18 protein-coding genes are annotated in these 15,697 nt (G+C 36.7%); 11 read left to right on the top strand and 7 right to left on the bottom strand.

What is annotated here, in order from left to right; all coding sequences use genetic code 11:
- Positions 1 to 90: 90 nt before the first annotated feature.
- From MUB24_RS12805 to MUB24_RS12785, 5 genes are read left to right on the top strand one after another with little or no spacing between them, the layout of a single operon-like run.
- A complete protein-coding gene (locus MUB24_RS12805) occupies positions 91 to 804 on the top strand; it encodes a DUF2845 domain-containing protein (RefSeq protein ID WP_244704639.1) in 714 nt (237 codons plus the stop codon).
- Between the two features lie 53 nt (positions 805 to 857).
- Positions 858 to 1,304, top strand: a complete 447-nt coding sequence (locus MUB24_RS12800) for a hypothetical protein (RefSeq protein ID WP_244704637.1) — start codon at positions 858 to 860, stop codon at positions 1,302 to 1,304.
- Positions 1,305 to 1,336: 32 nt separating this feature from the next.
- The gene (locus MUB24_RS12795; RefSeq protein ID WP_280516976.1) at positions 1,337 to 1,753 is read left to right on the top strand and encodes a phage holin family protein; all 417 of its coding nucleotides are present in this window, start codon (positions 1,337 to 1,339) and stop codon (positions 1,751 to 1,753) included.
- Positions 1,746 to 2,078, top strand: a complete 333-nt coding sequence (locus MUB24_RS12790) for a hypothetical protein (RefSeq protein WP_244704633.1) — start codon at positions 1,746 to 1,748, stop codon at positions 2,076 to 2,078. The genes MUB24_RS12795 and MUB24_RS12790 overlap by 8 nt, the downstream gene beginning before the upstream one ends.
- Positions 2,079 to 2,092: 14 nt before the next feature.
- Positions 2,093 to 2,761: a hypothetical protein gene (locus MUB24_RS12785; RefSeq protein ID WP_244704630.1), complete on the top strand. Its 669-nt coding sequence runs from the start codon at positions 2,093 to 2,095 to the stop codon at positions 2,759 to 2,761.
- Between the two features lie 38 nt (positions 2,762 to 2,799).
- Here MUB24_RS12785 and MUB24_RS12780 read toward each other — a convergent pair whose 3' ends face one another.
- Positions 2,800 to 3,714, bottom strand: a complete 915-nt coding sequence (locus MUB24_RS12780; RefSeq protein WP_244704628.1) for a tyrosine-type recombinase/integrase — start codon at positions 3,712 to 3,714, stop codon at positions 2,800 to 2,802.
- 629 nt (positions 3,715 to 4,343) lie between these two features.
- On the opposite strand from MUB24_RS12780, the gene MUB24_RS12775 reads away from it, so the two are divergent.
- A complete protein-coding gene (locus MUB24_RS12775; RefSeq protein WP_244704626.1) occupies positions 4,344 to 4,883 on the top strand; it encodes a DNA topology modulation protein in 540 nt (179 codons plus the stop codon).
- Between the two features lie 6 nt (positions 4,884 to 4,889).
- Here MUB24_RS12775 and MUB24_RS12770 read toward each other — a convergent pair whose 3' ends face one another.
- Complete coding sequence (locus MUB24_RS12770) at positions 4,890 to 5,780, bottom strand: LysR family transcriptional regulator (protein WP_244704624.1); 891 nt, start codon at positions 5,778 to 5,780, stop codon at positions 4,890 to 4,892.
- Between the two features lie 366 nt (positions 5,781 to 6,146).
- On the opposite strand from MUB24_RS12770, the gene MUB24_RS12765 reads away from it, so the two are divergent.
- From MUB24_RS12765 to MUB24_RS12750, 4 genes are all read left to right on the top strand, one after another.
- Complete coding sequence (locus tag MUB24_RS12765) at positions 6,147 to 7,724, top strand: FAD-dependent oxidoreductase (protein WP_244704623.1); 1,578 nt, start codon at positions 6,147 to 6,149, stop codon at positions 7,722 to 7,724.
- A gap of 249 nt (positions 7,725 to 7,973) precedes the next feature.
- The gene (locus MUB24_RS12760; RefSeq protein ID WP_244704621.1) at positions 7,974 to 8,444 is read left to right on the top strand and encodes a flavin reductase family protein; all 471 of its coding nucleotides are present in this window, start codon (positions 7,974 to 7,976) and stop codon (positions 8,442 to 8,444) included.
- A gap of 22 nt (positions 8,445 to 8,466) precedes the next feature.
- The gene (locus MUB24_RS12755; RefSeq protein ID WP_244704619.1) at positions 8,467 to 9,309 is read left to right on the top strand and encodes an FAD synthetase family protein; all 843 of its coding nucleotides are present in this window, start codon (positions 8,467 to 8,469) and stop codon (positions 9,307 to 9,309) included.
- A 125-nt stretch (positions 9,310 to 9,434) separates the two neighbouring features.
- Complete coding sequence (locus MUB24_RS12750) at positions 9,435 to 9,848, top strand: FIMAH domain-containing protein (protein ID WP_244704617.1); 414 nt, start codon at positions 9,435 to 9,437, stop codon at positions 9,846 to 9,848.
- Between the two features lie 97 nt (positions 9,849 to 9,945).
- Here the strand turns inward: MUB24_RS12750 and MUB24_RS12745 are convergent, their stop codons facing one another.
- Positions 9,946 to 10,236, bottom strand: coding sequence for a hypothetical protein (locus tag MUB24_RS12745; protein WP_244704615.1), 291 nt, complete (start codon positions 10,234 to 10,236; stop codon positions 9,946 to 9,948).
- Between the two features lie 364 nt (positions 10,237 to 10,600).
- The gene (locus MUB24_RS12740) at positions 10,601 to 12,181 is read right to left on the bottom strand and encodes a bifunctional metallophosphatase/5'-nucleotidase (RefSeq protein WP_483869169.1); all 1,581 of its coding nucleotides are present in this window, start codon (positions 12,179 to 12,181) and stop codon (positions 10,601 to 10,603) included.
- A gap of 115 nt (positions 12,182 to 12,296) precedes the next feature.
- Here MUB24_RS12740 and MUB24_RS12735 point away from each other — a divergent pair, with 115 nt between their 5' ends.
- Positions 12,297 to 13,217, top strand: a complete 921-nt coding sequence (locus MUB24_RS12735; protein ID WP_244704611.1) for a phosphate/phosphite/phosphonate ABC transporter substrate-binding protein — start codon at positions 12,297 to 12,299, stop codon at positions 13,215 to 13,217.
- A 67-nt stretch (positions 13,218 to 13,284) separates the two neighbouring features.
- Here MUB24_RS12735 and phnE (MUB24_RS12730) read toward each other — a convergent pair whose 3' ends face one another.
- The 3 genes from phnE (MUB24_RS12730) to phnC are packed head-to-tail and all read right to left on the bottom strand — an operon-like array spanning position 13,285 to position 15,619.
- A complete protein-coding gene (gene phnE, locus MUB24_RS12730) occupies positions 13,285 to 14,073 on the bottom strand; it encodes a phosphonate ABC transporter, permease protein PhnE (protein ID WP_244704609.1) in 789 nt (262 codons plus the stop codon).
- A complete protein-coding gene (gene phnE, locus MUB24_RS12725) occupies positions 14,070 to 14,849 on the bottom strand; it encodes a phosphonate ABC transporter, permease protein PhnE (protein WP_244704607.1) in 780 nt (259 codons plus the stop codon). Before phnE (MUB24_RS12725) ends, phnE (MUB24_RS12730) begins: the two co-directional genes overlap by 4 nt.
- Positions 14,849 to 15,619 carry a phosphonate ABC transporter ATP-binding protein gene (gene phnC, locus MUB24_RS12720; protein WP_244704605.1) on the bottom strand — a complete coding sequence of 257 codons (771 nt, stop codon included), beginning with the start codon at positions 15,617 to 15,619 and terminating at the stop codon, positions 14,849 to 14,851. The genes phnE (MUB24_RS12725) and phnC overlap by 1 nt, the downstream gene beginning before the upstream one ends.
- Between the last annotated feature and the right edge of the window lie 78 nt (positions 15,620 to 15,697).

The following is a 15,697-nucleotide window of genomic DNA, read 5'->3' as shown; positions in this document are numbered from 1 at the left end:
TATTTTCAGTTGGCGCTATCTTTTTACCCATCCCCCTTATTAATTATGGTAAAATATGCCTAATTAAATTTTAAGGGAGGAGAAAAGTAATTGTTAAATTCCAACAAATTATTTTTATTGTTGTTATTGCTACCCCTGATGGTTGCCTGTTCTAATAATTCTATAGAGACAAATACTAAACAAGATGCAAAAAGTAAGATTGAAGAAGTGTCTGAACAAAGAGAACTTACCGAAGAAGATCAAAAGTACATACAATTACTAAAAGAAGAAAAATATGACAAAGTAATAGAAGAAACAAAAGAATTAAATGATGATGATTTGTTAAAAGATTATTATTTCTTAGCTGTAGCATTTGATACAGCAGACAAGATTGATATGAAAATACAAGATGTTGATAGCGAATTAGTGGTCGCTTCAATACTCCAAAACCAATACGGAAATATTAAAGATTCAATAGAAAATGTTTCTTTCATACCAGACGAGTTAAAAAAGAAAGTTAATGAACTGAACGAACTAGCAACAAGTAAATATACCTATTATACTGATGCTACTGAAGAGCAAATGAATGAAGCTAAAGATAAGTTTGCAGAAGAAGAAAAAATAAAAGAAGAAATAGAATCCGCTAATAAACCTAGAACTGTGAGAATAGGAATGACTGAAGAAGAAGTAATAAATGAAGGTTGGGGCGTACCCAAAAAGAAAAATAGAACCACAAATAAATATGGTACTAGCGAACAATGGGTTTATGACGGAAATAACTATCTCTATTTTGAAGATGGTATTTTAACTACCATTCAAAATTAAAAGGAATTTCCTCCTACATGTCGAAATAGGTAGATATGGGGGAGGTAAGTGTGATGGACATTAAAAACGAAGAACGAGAAGCACAATTGAAAGTAGCAGAAGTGAGACGTGAGCTAAGAGATTTTTCCAAGAAGTGGGAGAAGAGCAAAGAGCCAGCTTTTGCGCACCAAAAAGATGTTGATGAGTTGAAAGAAGTTGTATCAAAAGTAAATAAGATTGCAGCAGAGTTCGAAGCAAGTTTTAATAAGTATCAAAAACTAAAAAAACTAAGAAAATCTGAGGATAGAATGAACAATCACAAAATAAATGCAGAAAGTGCTATTGCTCTTAACAAAATTTTTAATGAGCTTAACAAAACAAACGGGGCATTTGATGAAGGTTATGATTACATCGAAGATAGATTTAAAACTATCGGATCAATGAACGAACTGTTTAATATGCCAGCGCTTGTAGAAAACATGAGGAAATTCCTCGAGGTAGCAGACAAGTCACATTCTTAGGAGTGTGGCTTTTTTATTGCCAATTTCATCATATGGAGGTGTTCATCATAGAAAAAATAATTTTAATCTGCTCATTCCTCCTATCCTCCATTTCCTTTCTAATTGGAACGTGGCACATCTCATTGACAGTCCTAGCTGTCTTCATGGCAATTGACATTATAACAGGTATATTTAAAGGAATTGTCACAAAGAAAATGGATTCTAAAGTTGGCTATAGGGGATTTATCCGCAAAGCAGGGATTATGTTAGTTATAATTATCGCAAACTTATTAGATTTGCTAACTGGTGCAGAGTTCCTATTCCGCTCAATGGCTGTCCTTTTCTACATTGGCTTAGAATCCTTATCAATCATAGAAAACTTAGGACATATTGGTGTTCCGTTGCCACAACAGATCAAAAAGTATTTAAAACAACTCTCAGAGGAAGGGAAGGATAAAAATAATGAATAACTTGCAACATGTTGAGATGGAGACAAAAGGTATTGAATTATCTCAGCAGGAACTAATAGTTTACCTTCAAGAGAATGGATTGAATCCACATGAAGCATATCAAGCTGATTCTCATAGTTCTAAAAAAGCTATCTGTCAAACAGCTCTATCAATTCTTGAATCAGTCGCAAATAACCCTGAATTAATGAAGAATATCAAATTAGATGACATGACAGTGAGCGAATTTCACGACAATTTAACGAAAAGAATTGACCAATTGACAAGAAAGATCAGGGGAATGCGCACAGATAAAGCACAATCTGACATTTTCTTTTTGTTTAGATAAGGCGGTGAATATAGATGAAGCTATTCGATAAAACACTTATTGCTGATACTTTTAATTCCATTTCTAAACCTGTCTTATTTAATAATACAGGGGGTCAAGGATATTATTTGGATGTAGTTATTTCAAATGCTCATTTGGGAATGCATGAAAGGCGGCATATTCATTCTCTTTCTAAATTTAATCAGGGTGATATGGTACATTACGCAGATGCCACTTATCTTGTAATGGAGGATGTTGTTTCGGGTCGAGGTGGAAAATTTAAGTCCACAATGGAATATTGCAATTATACAATCATTATGCCACCAATTGAAGAAAAAGTAAAAGTTGGTACAGATGATTTTGGTAGACCTATCTATGAGACGATCTATTTTCCTAATAGGGATGTTCCTGCAATTGTCAAGTATAAAGACATTGCTGTAGTGGGACAGTATTCCATTTCCTTTGCCTACAAAACAATGAATGTATGGATTCAAGACAACGCAAAAAACAGACGTGATTTTAAAGTTAACTATGTATTTGAAATGTTTGGTCGCAATTATAAGGTGACAAATGTTGATATTGTCAGGAATGGATTGTTGGAAATATATGTTACCACATCTGAAACATCTCTACCTGAGCTACCTGAATTTGAGCCACCAGGCGATTTAGTACCAGAAGTTCCAGAAGATAAAGATAAAAAATAAAAAAGGTTGGACAATAAGCCCAACCTTGAAATTTGATACTATAAATCCATATTGTTAAGTGGATTAAATTTATTGTTTTGATCTCTCAATGCTGTTCCCCAGATGGCTAAATACTTTTCTGTCATAGAGAGTTTTTTATGTCTTAACATCCTTTGTAAAGTGAATACATCTCCACCATTCATTAAAAATCTGTGGGCAAATGTATGACGGAATGTATGAGCCGATAGACGAACATCTTTAAAATTCATCACTTTTGATAGACGTTTGAAAATATTTTGTACAGCATTTTCGGTTAATTTTTTATTGTAGGCATTAACAAAAACAAAGTCGCTGATTTGATTGAAGTTTCGTTCACAAAATATCTTGTATTCGACTAATTCTTTGATTAATTTTTCTGTAACAGGAATTGTTTGTTGCTCTCTACCTTTACCGAAAACGGCAATAGCGTAGTTATCAAAATCAATACTTGACCATTTGAGATTGCAAAGTTCGCCTAAACGAATGCCCGTTCCCAACAGTGTAATGATTATGGTATGATCTCTAAAAGCATAGAATGTTTTATCTCGATTTTTTAGACGTCTGTAATAGCTTAACATTTGCCTAATATGATTATCGTTAAACACTTCAATTTTGACGTCTGTTTTTAATGCTTCAATTTTTTTGCAGGGGCTTGTCTTGATATATTCGCAATCAACCATAAAATTAAAGAATACTCTCAAATTCTTTAACTTAGTATTTACAGTGTTAGGACTGTTTTCCCTTTCTTTTTTGCAATACAGCAAATATTTTTTAACAAAATTTGTGGTTATTTCATCGACATCTACAATATCCCTTTCAATACAATATTCGTGAAATTCTTTGAGCGTAATCATATACGCTTCAATTGTTCTGTCAGATAAATTTTGGAACTCTTTTTCATCCTTAAATTCTTGAAGTGCAAATTTGAACAACATAAAAAAACCACTCCTTTTTAATATGTTTATCAAATAAGAAAGTGGTTTGAAGTGTTCGTTTTATTTGTCATTACGACAACTATACTATTTTACGTGAAAACCCAGTATTATCAACGATTCAAGCTAACTGGTTGATTTCCTTAACTGTCAAGGTAGCGCTCTCCCAGCTGAGCTACAGAATCAAAAAATATATCAGAACAATTATTAATATACATGAAAATGGGCTTCCAGTCAATTACTTTTCAGGCTAAAAAATCGGTGCCACAAAATATATAAATTTTGTAGGCAGAGCTATTGGGGTTTTAGAATTAGCCAATCCGGAGAATGATAGAAAGGAAAGTGGGAACAGAAAAAATGAGGCCTATTGACGTGCTGTACTTTCTCACAAGCCTCATAGTATAATGATAAAATAGGGAATTTTCGTACAATAAGGGGATAAGTAAAATGGGAATAAGAAATTCGGACGAAGACAAATCAGGGTTGAATGGTTAAAGCTGTCAGAATTATTGGATTATAGACTGTACCCGCAAACCATGCGGAAGTATATCATTGATTATTTGACAGGTAAGGAACTTCCAGTTTATTTGGGGGATATAAATTACATACATAGTCGGGGAGGGAGATAGCAAATGCAAAAGATTGCTATTATTGGATCAGGAGGTTCAGGGAAGTCTACCTTTGCAAGGAGATTAGGAGAATTATTGCAGATTGAGGTATATCATTTGGATGCTTTATTTTGGAAACCTGGGTGGGTTGGCGTTTCTAAACAAGAACAGAGATTAGTTCAAAATGAATTAGTAGAAAAAGAAAAATGGATTATTGATGGAAATTACGGGGGGACCATGGACATTCGCTTGAATAAAGCGGATACAATCATTTTTCTTGATATTCCTCGAATAATTTGTGCTTACCGAGTAATAAAACGGTGGATTCAATACAGAAATACGACTCGACCTGATATGGGAGAAGGATGTGAAGAAAGGATTTCGATTGAATTTCTAAAATGGGTATGGGAATATCCCAAAACTAAGAAACCTAAGATATTGAAAAAATTGGACTTACTTTCAAAGGGGAGAGAGGTTATTATTTTAAAATCTTCCAAAGAAGTAGAGCAATTTTTGAGTAAAATAAATGATTCTCAACTCCTATTTGCTGAGAAAAGCAAATAGGATGTTTTATTTCCATTTATAATTTTCAAGCATTTTACTTAAAAGCTTAATAGATGAATTGTCATTGTTTTTTAGCCATACTAAACACATATCTAGATAAACATTCTCAGAATTAAGGTCAACGAAAACAATATTAGGGTTGTCAGCTTGTTTAAAAGAGCGAGGAAAAAAGCTAATTCCAAGTCCAGAAGCTACTAACGCTAACGCATTTTCATAACTGGATACATAATGGATTTTTTTTGTATCAAAACCTGCGATTGAAAGCCGCTCACTGATTTTCTTTAAACAAATTGGAGCAGATTCATTATTAGTCATGATCAGATTTTCATTATATAGCTGCTCAGGGTTCACGTTGTTTTTTAATGATAGTTTGCTATTATCTGGTACTGCTACACAAACAAGATCGCGAAATAGTTGCTGGATTTCAAGTTGTGGAATATGTTCTACTTCTGACTTTTCAATAAATATTACATCAAGGGAGTTATTTAAAATTTGTGAAACAAGAGTTCCCCAACCGTTAATATTTACTTCTAAATGAATATAAGGATACTGTTTTTTAAAATCCCTAAAAATATTGGGAATATAAGCCCAATTTACAGGTCCGTGATAGCCAACCCTCAGGTTACTATTTACTTGTGAGGAAATGTGTTGAGCTCTCCATATAGCTTCTTTATAGTTGTCTAAAAGTTTAATGAAATCTGTTTCTAAACTTTTTCCAGCTTCGGTTAATCGAACGGATCTTTTATCACGTATAAAAAGTTTTACCCCTAATTCTTCTTCCAACTTATTGATATGCATCGTCATCGTCGATTGAGACACATATTGTTCTTCGGCAGCTCTTGTAAAGTTTAAACATTTAGCTAAACTTAAAAAACATTCCATTCTGTGTATATCCAAGGCGCTTCACCTCTTTATAATCCATATGTTAATTTCATTGATAGGAATTTGTACTTTCGTATACTGGTTAGAAAACGATAGCCAGTTTTTGTGTGAAAGTTGGGTTGATAAATAGTATGGGTAATTACTTTTTGCAAACATGAAACCGTTCTAAGATGTTTGGTGAATCGCTTGTGAAGTTCTTCACTTAATTATACGCTATTTCTTTTTCCTAATTCAAGTTAGGTTTCAAAAACATTAGAAGCTCATCATTTATTCATTGTATTAATCATCTTTTTCGATTACTTCATCTGTTTTTTGAATTTCCGATTATTGTTGTTGTAGATTACAATAAAGTAGTACTAAAAATAGAAGGGAATGAGTTGAATGAACCTAGATGAAAATAAAATGAGTGTATGGGCTATAGCTCCTGACCCCATTAAAGAAGCAGAAATTAGTTCCAGTTTAAATACAGAAGTACTGGTGGTAGGTGCAGGAAATGCTGGATTTTTTGCCGCAATTGCTGCTGCGGAAAAAGGTGCAAAAACAACTCTGATTGAAAGAGAGAGCCACCTTAGTTTAATCAGAACTTATATTGGTGGTGTAAAAACAAAAGCCCAGAAAAGGGCTGGGATTGAAATAGATAAATACGAACTAGTAGAAGAAATTTGTCGATATGCCTCACATAGAGTAGACCAAAGATTAATTAAGCTATGGGCGGATAAAAGTGGTGAAGTTATTGATTGGTTAGAGGAAGAAATATTAAAACCAAATGGAGCATATCTTCATGCAGAATCTGATACTGGCAACCCAAATGATTTTTATAAAGCATATCCGACACAGCATGATGCGCAAACAGATGCAGATGGTTTTTCATTTGCACCATGCCTTGAAGATAAGGCTTATAAGTTGGGTGTCGATATAAGATATAATACACCAATGGTACAACTTATTAGATCAAAATCTGATGAACGAATTACAGGGGTTATTGCAAAGGATGAGGATGGAAACTATATTAAAATCAATGCATCCAAAGGGGTTATCCTTTGTACTGGTGGATATGCAAATAATGTAGAGATGTTAAAAGAAATAAACCCTATTGCCTATAAAGAAAATGTTTATTGTGATGCTCCAGCTAACTATGGAGAAGGTATCTCAGCAGCTACTTGGGTAGGTGCAGATAAAGATGAAGTTCCTACTGTTTTGGTATTTGACCGTGGAATTGTTCCTCCGGGTACAAAAGCAAGTGAAACCTATATTCAGCAGCCCTTTAAAAACTTTTTCTGGTTTGGAAGTCAGCCGTTCTTAAAAGTTAATTTAAGGGGAGAACGATTTGCGAACGAATCTGTTCCTTATGATTGGATTGTTAATGCTGCAGGTTTGCAACCTGGAGATCTGTATTGTCAAATTTGGGATTCAAACTGGAAAGAGGATGTTGCTCGCTTCCAAACTCTTGGGTGTTCAAGAATCCAATATCCTAGCCCAACAGGAGGCTTGCAATCAAAAGTATCAGTGCGGGGTTATGAGGGCGCAGAAAGAGATATTGAAAAGTATGTAAACATGGGATATGTTAAAAAAGCAGATACAATTGAAGAATTGGCTGAAAAACTACAAATCCCTGCCGACTCTTTAAAAGCAACCGTTGGACGTTATAATGAATTAGCTGAAAAGGGGATTGATGAAGACTTTGGAAAAGAAAAACACCGTTTATCTAAAGTAGCAAAAGCTCCTTTCTACGGATGTGTATTAGGAGGGAGAATTCTATGCACACTTGATGGTTTACGGATTAATACAAATATGCAAGTATTAGATAAAGAATCAAATCCAATTGAAGGTTTATACGCGGCAGGAAATGATAGTGGCGGTTTCTTTGGGGTCAGTTATCCTGAACATATACCTGGACTTGCTTGTAGCCGTGCTTTTACATTTGGTCGTCTTGCAGGTCAAAAGGTTGCTTCACATTAATTTGATCCAACTCAAGAACGAAAAATGAATTTTATCAAAGATAGAAAGAAATTCACCTATATTTGTGAAAATAACCACTAACGACTCGTTGTATTAAGACATTTAATAGATTAATTTTTTTAGCTATACTTGTGAAAATAATCACATGAATGAAACGGATTGATTTAATATAGGGTGTTAGGTTGAGAACATCGTCCAACTCGTCTAACACCTCTATTTAACAATCAATCACTGTAGGAGGACCGTATAATGGATGATCGTCAATTTAGAAATGCAATGGGGAAATTTGCAACAAGTGTAACAGTAATCGCAACAGAGGTAGAAGGACAGATTCATGGGATGACAGCAAATGCATTTATGTCTATATCAATGAATCCAAAACTTATCGTCATCTCAGTTAGAAAGCAATCAAGTATGCTAGATCTGTTAAAACAAAGCAAGTTCTTTTCGGTTAATGTATTAGCGTCCAATCAAAAAGATGTTTCGGCGTATTTTGCAAACCAATTAAAAGAATTAGAAGTAGAGTTCGCTCGACTGGATGGAAAACCAGTAATCAAAGGGGCAATTGCTCAAGTATCATGTGAGATAGCTGGGGAACATGTGGAAGGTGATCATACGTTAATAATTGGGAATGTAACAGATGTTCATCTTGAAGATGAAGCACCTCTGATTTTCTACGAAGGTAAGTATTGTACTTTAGCTAAGGAAACATTAGTTTAACAAAAAGGGAAGGTGATACTGTGTGGAAACCATTTATTTAAACCGGGAGAATTTGCCTTTTTGGCATGAAAAGGCAAAACTAAATGTTGTCGCGTTAGGTTTCTTTGACGGTATTCACAAAGGGCATTGTAAAGTAATCAAGTCAGCTGCACAAATAGCCAAAAGTAAAAATCTTTCTCTTTCCGTTATGAGTTTTTTTCCTCATCCAAAAACTGTTCTTTCAAATGGAAAAAAACAAGTAAACTATTTAATGCCACTCTCCAAAAAAGAGGAGGCACTTCAGAAGCTAGGTATCGATACCTTTTATATTGTTGAATTTGACAAAGAGTTTGCTTCTCTTCAGCCTGGCCAATTTGTTGTGCAATATTTGCTTAATCTTGGGGTTGTTCATGCAGTAGCTGGTTTTGATTATTCTTATGGCTATAAAGGTGTGGGAAGTATGGATCGCCTAAAAAGTGATTCCGGTGGGCTGATTGAGGTAACGAAAATAGAAAAATTTGAGTTGAATGGAGAGAAAGTAAGTTCTACCTTTATTCGGGAAAAGCTTTTAAATGGGGATGTGGATGAATTGAGCACATTCCTAGGCCATCCATATGAAGTGGAATGTGATTGGAATGGCCATGCATTAAAAGTTCAACCTTATTACACACTTCCTGCACCAGGGATTTACGATGTTACACTTAAAGGAAAATTCGGTTCGATTAAGACTTTGATGATTGTAATGGAAAGTGGAGAAGGTCATTCGTTGCATTGTTTAAGTAAAGTCCCAAAATATTTTACGGGTACACTATCTATAGTGTGGCATCGTCCCGTAAAAAAAGTCTACGCCCAGAAGTCGACAAAAAAATTAGTAGGAACTATTTAATAGAAAGATTCAAGAATATCTCCATATGAATTTTTCTGCGATCAGGTTTGACGAGGGGGTGTAGGGTCAAAGCCCTTTCCCTTTATATAGAGGTCAATGTTTATAACCATAAGGAAATTGGAAAGGTGAGCAATACCGCGAGCGGGGATAACGCTCAGTTAGAATGGAAGGGTCTTGAAAAAGGGACGACGTATAACTGGTATGCCATCGCTGAAGATCAGTACGGCGGTCGAACGGTTTCTGATATTTGGCAGTTTTCCACAGAAGCGCCAATTGATGCAGCGTTGATAAAATCTCTAGTCGAGAAACTAGAAACAGATGGGGAATTCGAGAACGAACAAGCGGCGCATGCCCTCACACTCCATTTGACGACTGTCGATCACTACGAAAAGAAAAACGCGGCCGACAAGGTGATCAAGCATATGAACAGTTTTCTACAATTGCTCGATCATCAGAGGAACGAGAAGTTGATTTCCGAGAAAGCCTATAACACGCTCAAGACAAAAGCAGATCAATTGATTCAAAAATGGCAACAATAATGCTGGCAATCTAGCACTGAATTTCACGAAAATCTCTTCACCCCAGTAATTCGAGGTGAAGAGATTTTGTTTAATGGAAATATGAGGTTTGGGGTATTTACTGTTGCTGTAGAGTTAATTCAAGAAGTTTTTCCTCATGCTGAGCTACCTTGCTTAGTAAAAAATTCGTGGTTTTCTGTGTATCCGTTACGTCCAAACGCACTCCATCAACCTTTTTTTCCAACCGATCGAAACGCTTGTCCATCTGCTTAAACCTTTGATCAATCTGCTCAAATCTTTGATCAATCTGTTCAAACTTTTGATCAATTTTTTCAAACCTTTGATCCATATGTTCGGCATGAAGTTTGAGTGCATTTAATATTTCCTTTAGTATTGTTTCTTGTTCCACGCTTTTCACCTCCTTACGTATAGTATAAAGGAAAAGGGAAAAATGACAAGTGAAGAAATGGAGGAAAAATTCTAAATGAGTCTTAATTGGATTTAGTCAAAGTGGGAATCTACATCAGCTTATGGATTTTGGGCAGGACTTCATCTTGTGAGACGACTTCAGTTGTTGCCAGCCACGGCAAAATCCACCAGGGTATCTCTAGGACTTGCCTCTAATGATAGAATTGCAGCCGTTTACATAGAGATGACGATAGAGAAGTCAGGCTCTTTAACTACTCTTTCCTGTCTAATAGGCACGGTTCTAGCTGCAAATAAATCCACAATCAAAAGCCCCCTTTCAAAAAGAGGCTTTTGATTGATTGGTCTTAATCATGAATGACTTTCCAATTATGATTGACAGTTGCGGTAACTGTTTTCTTCTCAAGGAAATAATTGGCAATGAGCTCAGACACATCAATAGGAATATCTTTTATCACTGGCTTTCCTTTATACATAAAGTATTCTCCACCACCGCCTGCACGGTAATTATTCATTACAACATTGTATTCGGCATCCGGATCAATCTTAGCGCTTTGATACTCAAGCTTCACAATCCGTTCTCCTTCAGGCCTTGATATATTCATTAAATAATCAATACCTTCCCACATATCATAGTTATAGTGCTGCGGTTTAGGAGTGGTAAAAGCGGGATTCACTTTAATTTTTTCTCCATCATACTGCATAAAATAAGCGGCCGAACGCTCAAGGGCAGCTTTCATGTCATGTCCGGTAATGCGGATTACTTTTAACGTATTGGGATAAATATAATTTGAGACAACATCTCGCATTGTGACGTTTTCAGGAAAACCCGGTGATTGATTGTCAAAAAGGGCTGTATTTGATATATCGACACCGGCGGCTTCCATTTGAACACGATTAATAAATTCGATTAAAGGATTATCCCCTAATCTGATTTCTAGAGGATCCTTTACAATCATATCCCCTTTAATCTTGCCTATCGGCTGATCCAGCCATTTTTGTGTATTTTTTTCGTATCTCTCTACTTTCTTCAATAAGCTCCTATCTTCCTTTATTCCTTCTACGGAAATCAACTCAGACTGCTTGCTCACAACTTGCCACGACCCGCTCTGATCGTTAAGATCCAATGTTACCTTACCAAGTACACGTCCGTTGTTCCCAGGTTGAACAACAATGACACCATTTATTTCTTTTCCGAAAATTTGCCGATGCTGATGCCCTGTCAATAAGACATCTACTCCCTCTACTTCCTGACAAATTTGATAACCCTGATTTTCGCCTGTTAGTGTTTCTGTTGGTTCTCCTGTGTCCAAATCTCGTTCAAATCCTCCATGATAAGCAACAATCACCACATCTACTTTTTCCTTTTCTTTTAAAATACGAACCCACTTCTGCGCCGCTTCCACCGCATCTTCAAAATGCATGCCTTCAATATGTTCAGGTTGTTCCCAATTAGGAATATACGGTGTTGTAAGGCCCAAGATACCAACTTTAAGGCCTGCTTCCATTTCTTTAATAAAATAAGGGTTGCCATAATACGGATTCCCTGTTTTCACATCTAAAATATTCGCCGACAACCATGGAAATTGGGATTCAGAAACGGCTGCTTTCAATAGTTCCTTCCCATAATTAAATTCATGGTTGCCGAAAACAGCAGCATCATATTTAAGCTCATTGGCAAGAATAATCATTGGATTATCCTGTTGTTCCTTCATTATTCGTGCATAGTGATAGGATAATGGCGTCCCTTGAATTAAATCACCGTTATCAAGTAAAATGATATTTTCGTTATGAGAGCGTTCTTTTTTAATAAGAGTAGCAATTTTCCCTAAACCCACGTCAGCCTTTCCGTTCGTTCCATAGTTAATCGGAAAGATACTCCCATGAATATCGCTTGTTTCTAAGATGACAAGTTTCATTTTTTTCATCATATGGTCCTTTCAAGTTTTTTAATAAGTATATACAAAAAAATTTAGTATTATTTTCTATTATGTTATATGATATAAGAGGTTTCTTCAAAATTCTACATCTGGAGGTAAATATATGTTTAAAAAATTTGCATCACTATTTTTGGCCCTTGGCGTAGCTGTCCTTATAATCTCGGGTTGCGGCAAAGGAGAGAGCACAAAAGAATTTGTTCCAACTGAACTAAAAATAGGCTTCGTGCCATCGCAAAACGCTGAAACATTGGAAGCAAGAGCGAAACCACTTGCACAGCTGCTTGAAAAAGAACTTGGCATTAAAGTAAATGTTCAAGTAACAACGGATTATAATGGCGTGGTAGAAGCAATGGGATCGAAAAAACTTGATCTTGGATTTTTGCCGCCGACAGATTATGTTTTGGCGCATGAAAAAGGTTATGCAGATGTACTTCTTCAAGCACTACGTTACGGAGTAAACCCAGAAAACGGTGAAGAAACGGATGAGCTTGCTGAATATTATTACTCAGGAATTCTCGTTAAAAAAGATTCGGGGATTAAGACCCTTGCTGATTTGAAAGGCAAAAAAATCGGTTGGCAAGCACCAACTTCTTCTGCAGGCTATGTATGGGCTGCTGTTGAAATGAAAAAAGAAGGAATTGACGCTCTAAACGATATGGAAGGTGTTACCCTTCAAGGGCATGACAAAGGAGTGTTGGGAGTCATCAATAATGACTTCGATGCAGCAGCTACATTTGTTGATGCTCGGAATATCGTAAAAAATGACTACCCAGACATTTTCGACACGACTACTTATATGTACTTAACGGATAAAATTCCAAATGACACGATCAGTGTTCGCCCAGACATGTCGGCTGAGTGGAAAGAAAAAATTGCCGATGCTTTCATTAAAATCGGCGAAGATCCTGAAGGTCAAAAAATCATTAAGGAGATCTATACTCATGTGGGATACAAAAAATCCGATGATGCTAACTTCGACATCGTTCGTGAATACGCTGATGAAGTAAAAGAAGTCGGTAAATAATAATAGCTACTAGAGTTAGACGTAGTAAGGGAGTTCTCATAAGCTTAGCTTACGGAACCCCCTTTTTCTATACTAGTCTTTTTCTTATCGAGCTTGAAATTAAATCAATGACCGTAACCATCACAATAATTCCTAAGAGTATGATTCCAACTCGGTCCCAAGAATGGCCATTTAAGGCAAAGATTAGTGGAGCACCGATTCCCCCTGCACCGACGATCCCTAGAATGGATGCAGAACGGACACTGATTTCAAAACGGTATAATGTATAGGACATAAACTCCGGCAAAACCTGCGGGATGACCGCAAACCAGATTGTCTGTATTTTGTTTGCGCCAGTTGCTGTTAAGGCTTCGGTCGCACTAAAATCCATATTCTCTATGGCTTCCCCAAAAAGCTTCCCGAGCATTCCAATCGAGTGAAATCCGAGTGCTAATATACCGGCAAACGGACCAAGACCTACAGCTTTGATAAAAAGAAGTGCCATTATCAACTCAGGGAATACACGGATTGAACTTAATGTGACTTTTCCTGAACTAGAGAGCCAGCGATATTTGCTCATATTTCTGGCCGCCCAAAATGCAAATGGTATGCAAAAAATAGCCGAGATGAATGTACCAAGAACAGCAATCGCCAAAGTTTCTAGAAGTGCACGAAGTAAATCTTCACCATCTGGATGATAAATATAGCTCCAATCTGGATGGAGGAATCCGTTTATGATCCCTTTCATTGCTTGGTGAGCCGTGTCCTTAAAAACGATTTGTTCCGCTCCGGCGAATGCCCAGACGTAAATAGCCAAAACAATCACAAGTATGGTCCATTTTTTAATCCTTTTTACAAGTGGTTTTTTAACTGTCATAGCAATTTCTCCCGTATCCGATTACTTATGCCATCTACAATAATAACGACAATAAACGTATAAATAATAATGGTTAGGACTCGATCATATTGGAAAAATCCGAGTGCGTTATTCAAGTATAAACCAATCCCGCCAGCACCGACATAACCCAATATTGCAGCTGCGCGAATGTTTATTTCAAAGCTATATAGAAAATAAGACATAAAGTGTGCTGTTACTTGCGGAACAACCCCGAAGAAAATCCATTGAATTTTGTTTGCCCCGACAGCAGTCATAGCTTCCAATGGACCATTATCAATTGCCTCGATCGATTCATACAAAAGTTTACCGATTATCCCAAAAGAGAATATAGTAATGGCTAAAATACCTGCAACCTCACCTATTCCAAAAATTGGAACGAACAAGGCGGCAAGAAGGAGTTCTGGAATCGTTCGAATGGTATTCATGATAAATCTAGATAGCTGATAAAAGAAGGGGACTTTGACAACGTTGCTCGATGACATAAGGGCTACTGGGATTGCAATAATCCCGCCAAACGTTGTCCCAAGCACTGCCATCCTTATGGTGACAAGCATTGGATCTGTGACCGACCAAAAATACCCCCAATCAGGCGGGAACATCTCGGCAAGAAGCGCCCCCATATTCGGCAATCCTTGAATAAGATCACCAAGCGAGACTCCTGTCTGGACTGCGCTCCCCCATAAGATTAAAAGAAGGAATATAATCGTCAAATATGTTTTTAGACGTGACGGCTTTTTTAAAGTGACAGTTTCCATTATTCTGCTTCTCCCAACAATTCATCATCTTTAATTTCGCGGCCATAAATTTGCGAGAACACTTCATCTGTTGCTTCTTCAACCGGACCATCAAAGACGATTTCTCCAGCTCTAATCCCAATGATTCTCGTTGCATATTGCCTTGCTAGATCAACAAAGTGAAGATTTACGACAGTGGTGATCCCAAGCTCTTGATTAATTCTTTTTAAGTCATCCATGACCTGAATCGTCGTAAGTGGGTCCAGAGATGCAACCGGTTCATCGGCCAAAATTATTTTTGCCTCCTGAGCCAGTGCTCTTGCGATGGAGACACGCTGCTGTTGCCCACCAGATAGCTCATCTGCACGTGAGTATGCTTTTTCTTTAATATTAACTCGATCTAAGGCGTTTAACGCCAGCTCCACGTCCTCTTTCGGAAAAAGTCCGAGAATGGTTCGAATCGTTGAATGATAAGCCACCCTGCCAGAAAGTACGTTGCGAATGACAGAGGAACGTTTTACAAGATTGAAGTTTTGAAAGATCATCCCGATATCGCGGCGGGCCAGCAAAAGCTCCTTGCCCCGAGCTGCGGTTATTGACTTCCCATCAATGATTATTTCTCCATTCGTAATTTCATGAAGCCTGTTAATGGAGCGGAGAAAAGTCGACTTACCTGCGCCTGAAAGACCTACGATTACAACAAAGTCACCTTTATTTATCGTAACGTTAATATTGTTCAAGCCACGTGTCCCATTTGGGTATACTTTTGAGACGTTTTTAAATTCAATCATAGTTCATTTAATTTCTCCTTTATGAGTAGTTACAGACAATATATTTTGCCAAAAAGGGACCTCATTCATCATTAACTG

The organism is Lederbergia sp. NSJ-179, from assembly GCF_022867885.1.
Taxonomy (GTDB): Bacteria; Bacillota; Bacilli; order Bacillales; family Bacillaceae_C; genus Lederbergia.
This window is presented reverse-complemented; position numbering and strand designations above follow the sequence as displayed.

What these genes read in the sequence shown, in the direction of transcription:
- MUB24_RS12735 (WP_244704611.1), top strand. Translation starts at nt 12,297, where the DNA reads ATGTTTAAAAAATTTGCATCACTATTTTTGGCCCTTGGCGTAGCTGTC.
- MUB24_RS12795 (WP_280516976.1), top strand. Translation starts at nt 1,337, where the DNA reads ATGGAGGTGTTCATCATAGAAAAAATAATTTTAATCTGCTCATTCCTC.
- MUB24_RS12780 (WP_244704628.1), bottom strand. Translation starts at nt 3,714, where the DNA reads ATGTTGTTCAAATTTGCACTTCAAGAATTTAAGGATGAAAAAGAGTTC.
- MUB24_RS12775 (WP_244704626.1), top strand. Translation starts at nt 4,344, where the DNA reads ATGCAAAAGATTGCTATTATTGGATCAGGAGGTTCAGGGAAGTCTACC.
- phnE (WP_244704607.1), bottom strand. Translation starts at nt 14,849, where the DNA reads ATGGAAACTGTCACTTTAAAAAAGCCGTCACGTCTAAAAACATATTTG.
- MUB24_RS12740 (WP_483869169.1), bottom strand. Translation starts at nt 12,181, where the DNA reads ATGAAAAAAATGAAACTTGTCATCTTAGAAACAAGCGATATTCATGGG.
- phnE (WP_244704609.1), bottom strand. Translation starts at nt 14,073, where the DNA reads ATGACAGTTAAAAAACCACTTGTAAAAAGGATTAAAAAATGGACCATA.
- MUB24_RS12800 (WP_244704637.1), top strand. Translation starts at nt 858, where the DNA reads ATGGACATTAAAAACGAAGAACGAGAAGCACAATTGAAAGTAGCAGAA.
- MUB24_RS12785 (WP_244704630.1), top strand. Translation starts at nt 2,093, where the DNA reads ATGAAGCTATTCGATAAAACACTTATTGCTGATACTTTTAATTCCATT.
- phnC (WP_244704605.1), bottom strand. Translation starts at nt 15,619, where the DNA reads ATGATTGAATTTAAAAACGTCTCAAAAGTATACCCAAATGGGACACGT.
- MUB24_RS12765 (WP_244704623.1), top strand. Translation starts at nt 6,147, where the DNA reads ATGAACCTAGATGAAAATAAAATGAGTGTATGGGCTATAGCTCCTGAC.
- MUB24_RS12760 (WP_244704621.1), top strand. Translation starts at nt 7,974, where the DNA reads ATGGATGATCGTCAATTTAGAAATGCAATGGGGAAATTTGCAACAAGT.
- MUB24_RS12790 (WP_244704633.1), top strand. Translation starts at nt 1,746, where the DNA reads ATGAATAACTTGCAACATGTTGAGATGGAGACAAAAGGTATTGAATTA.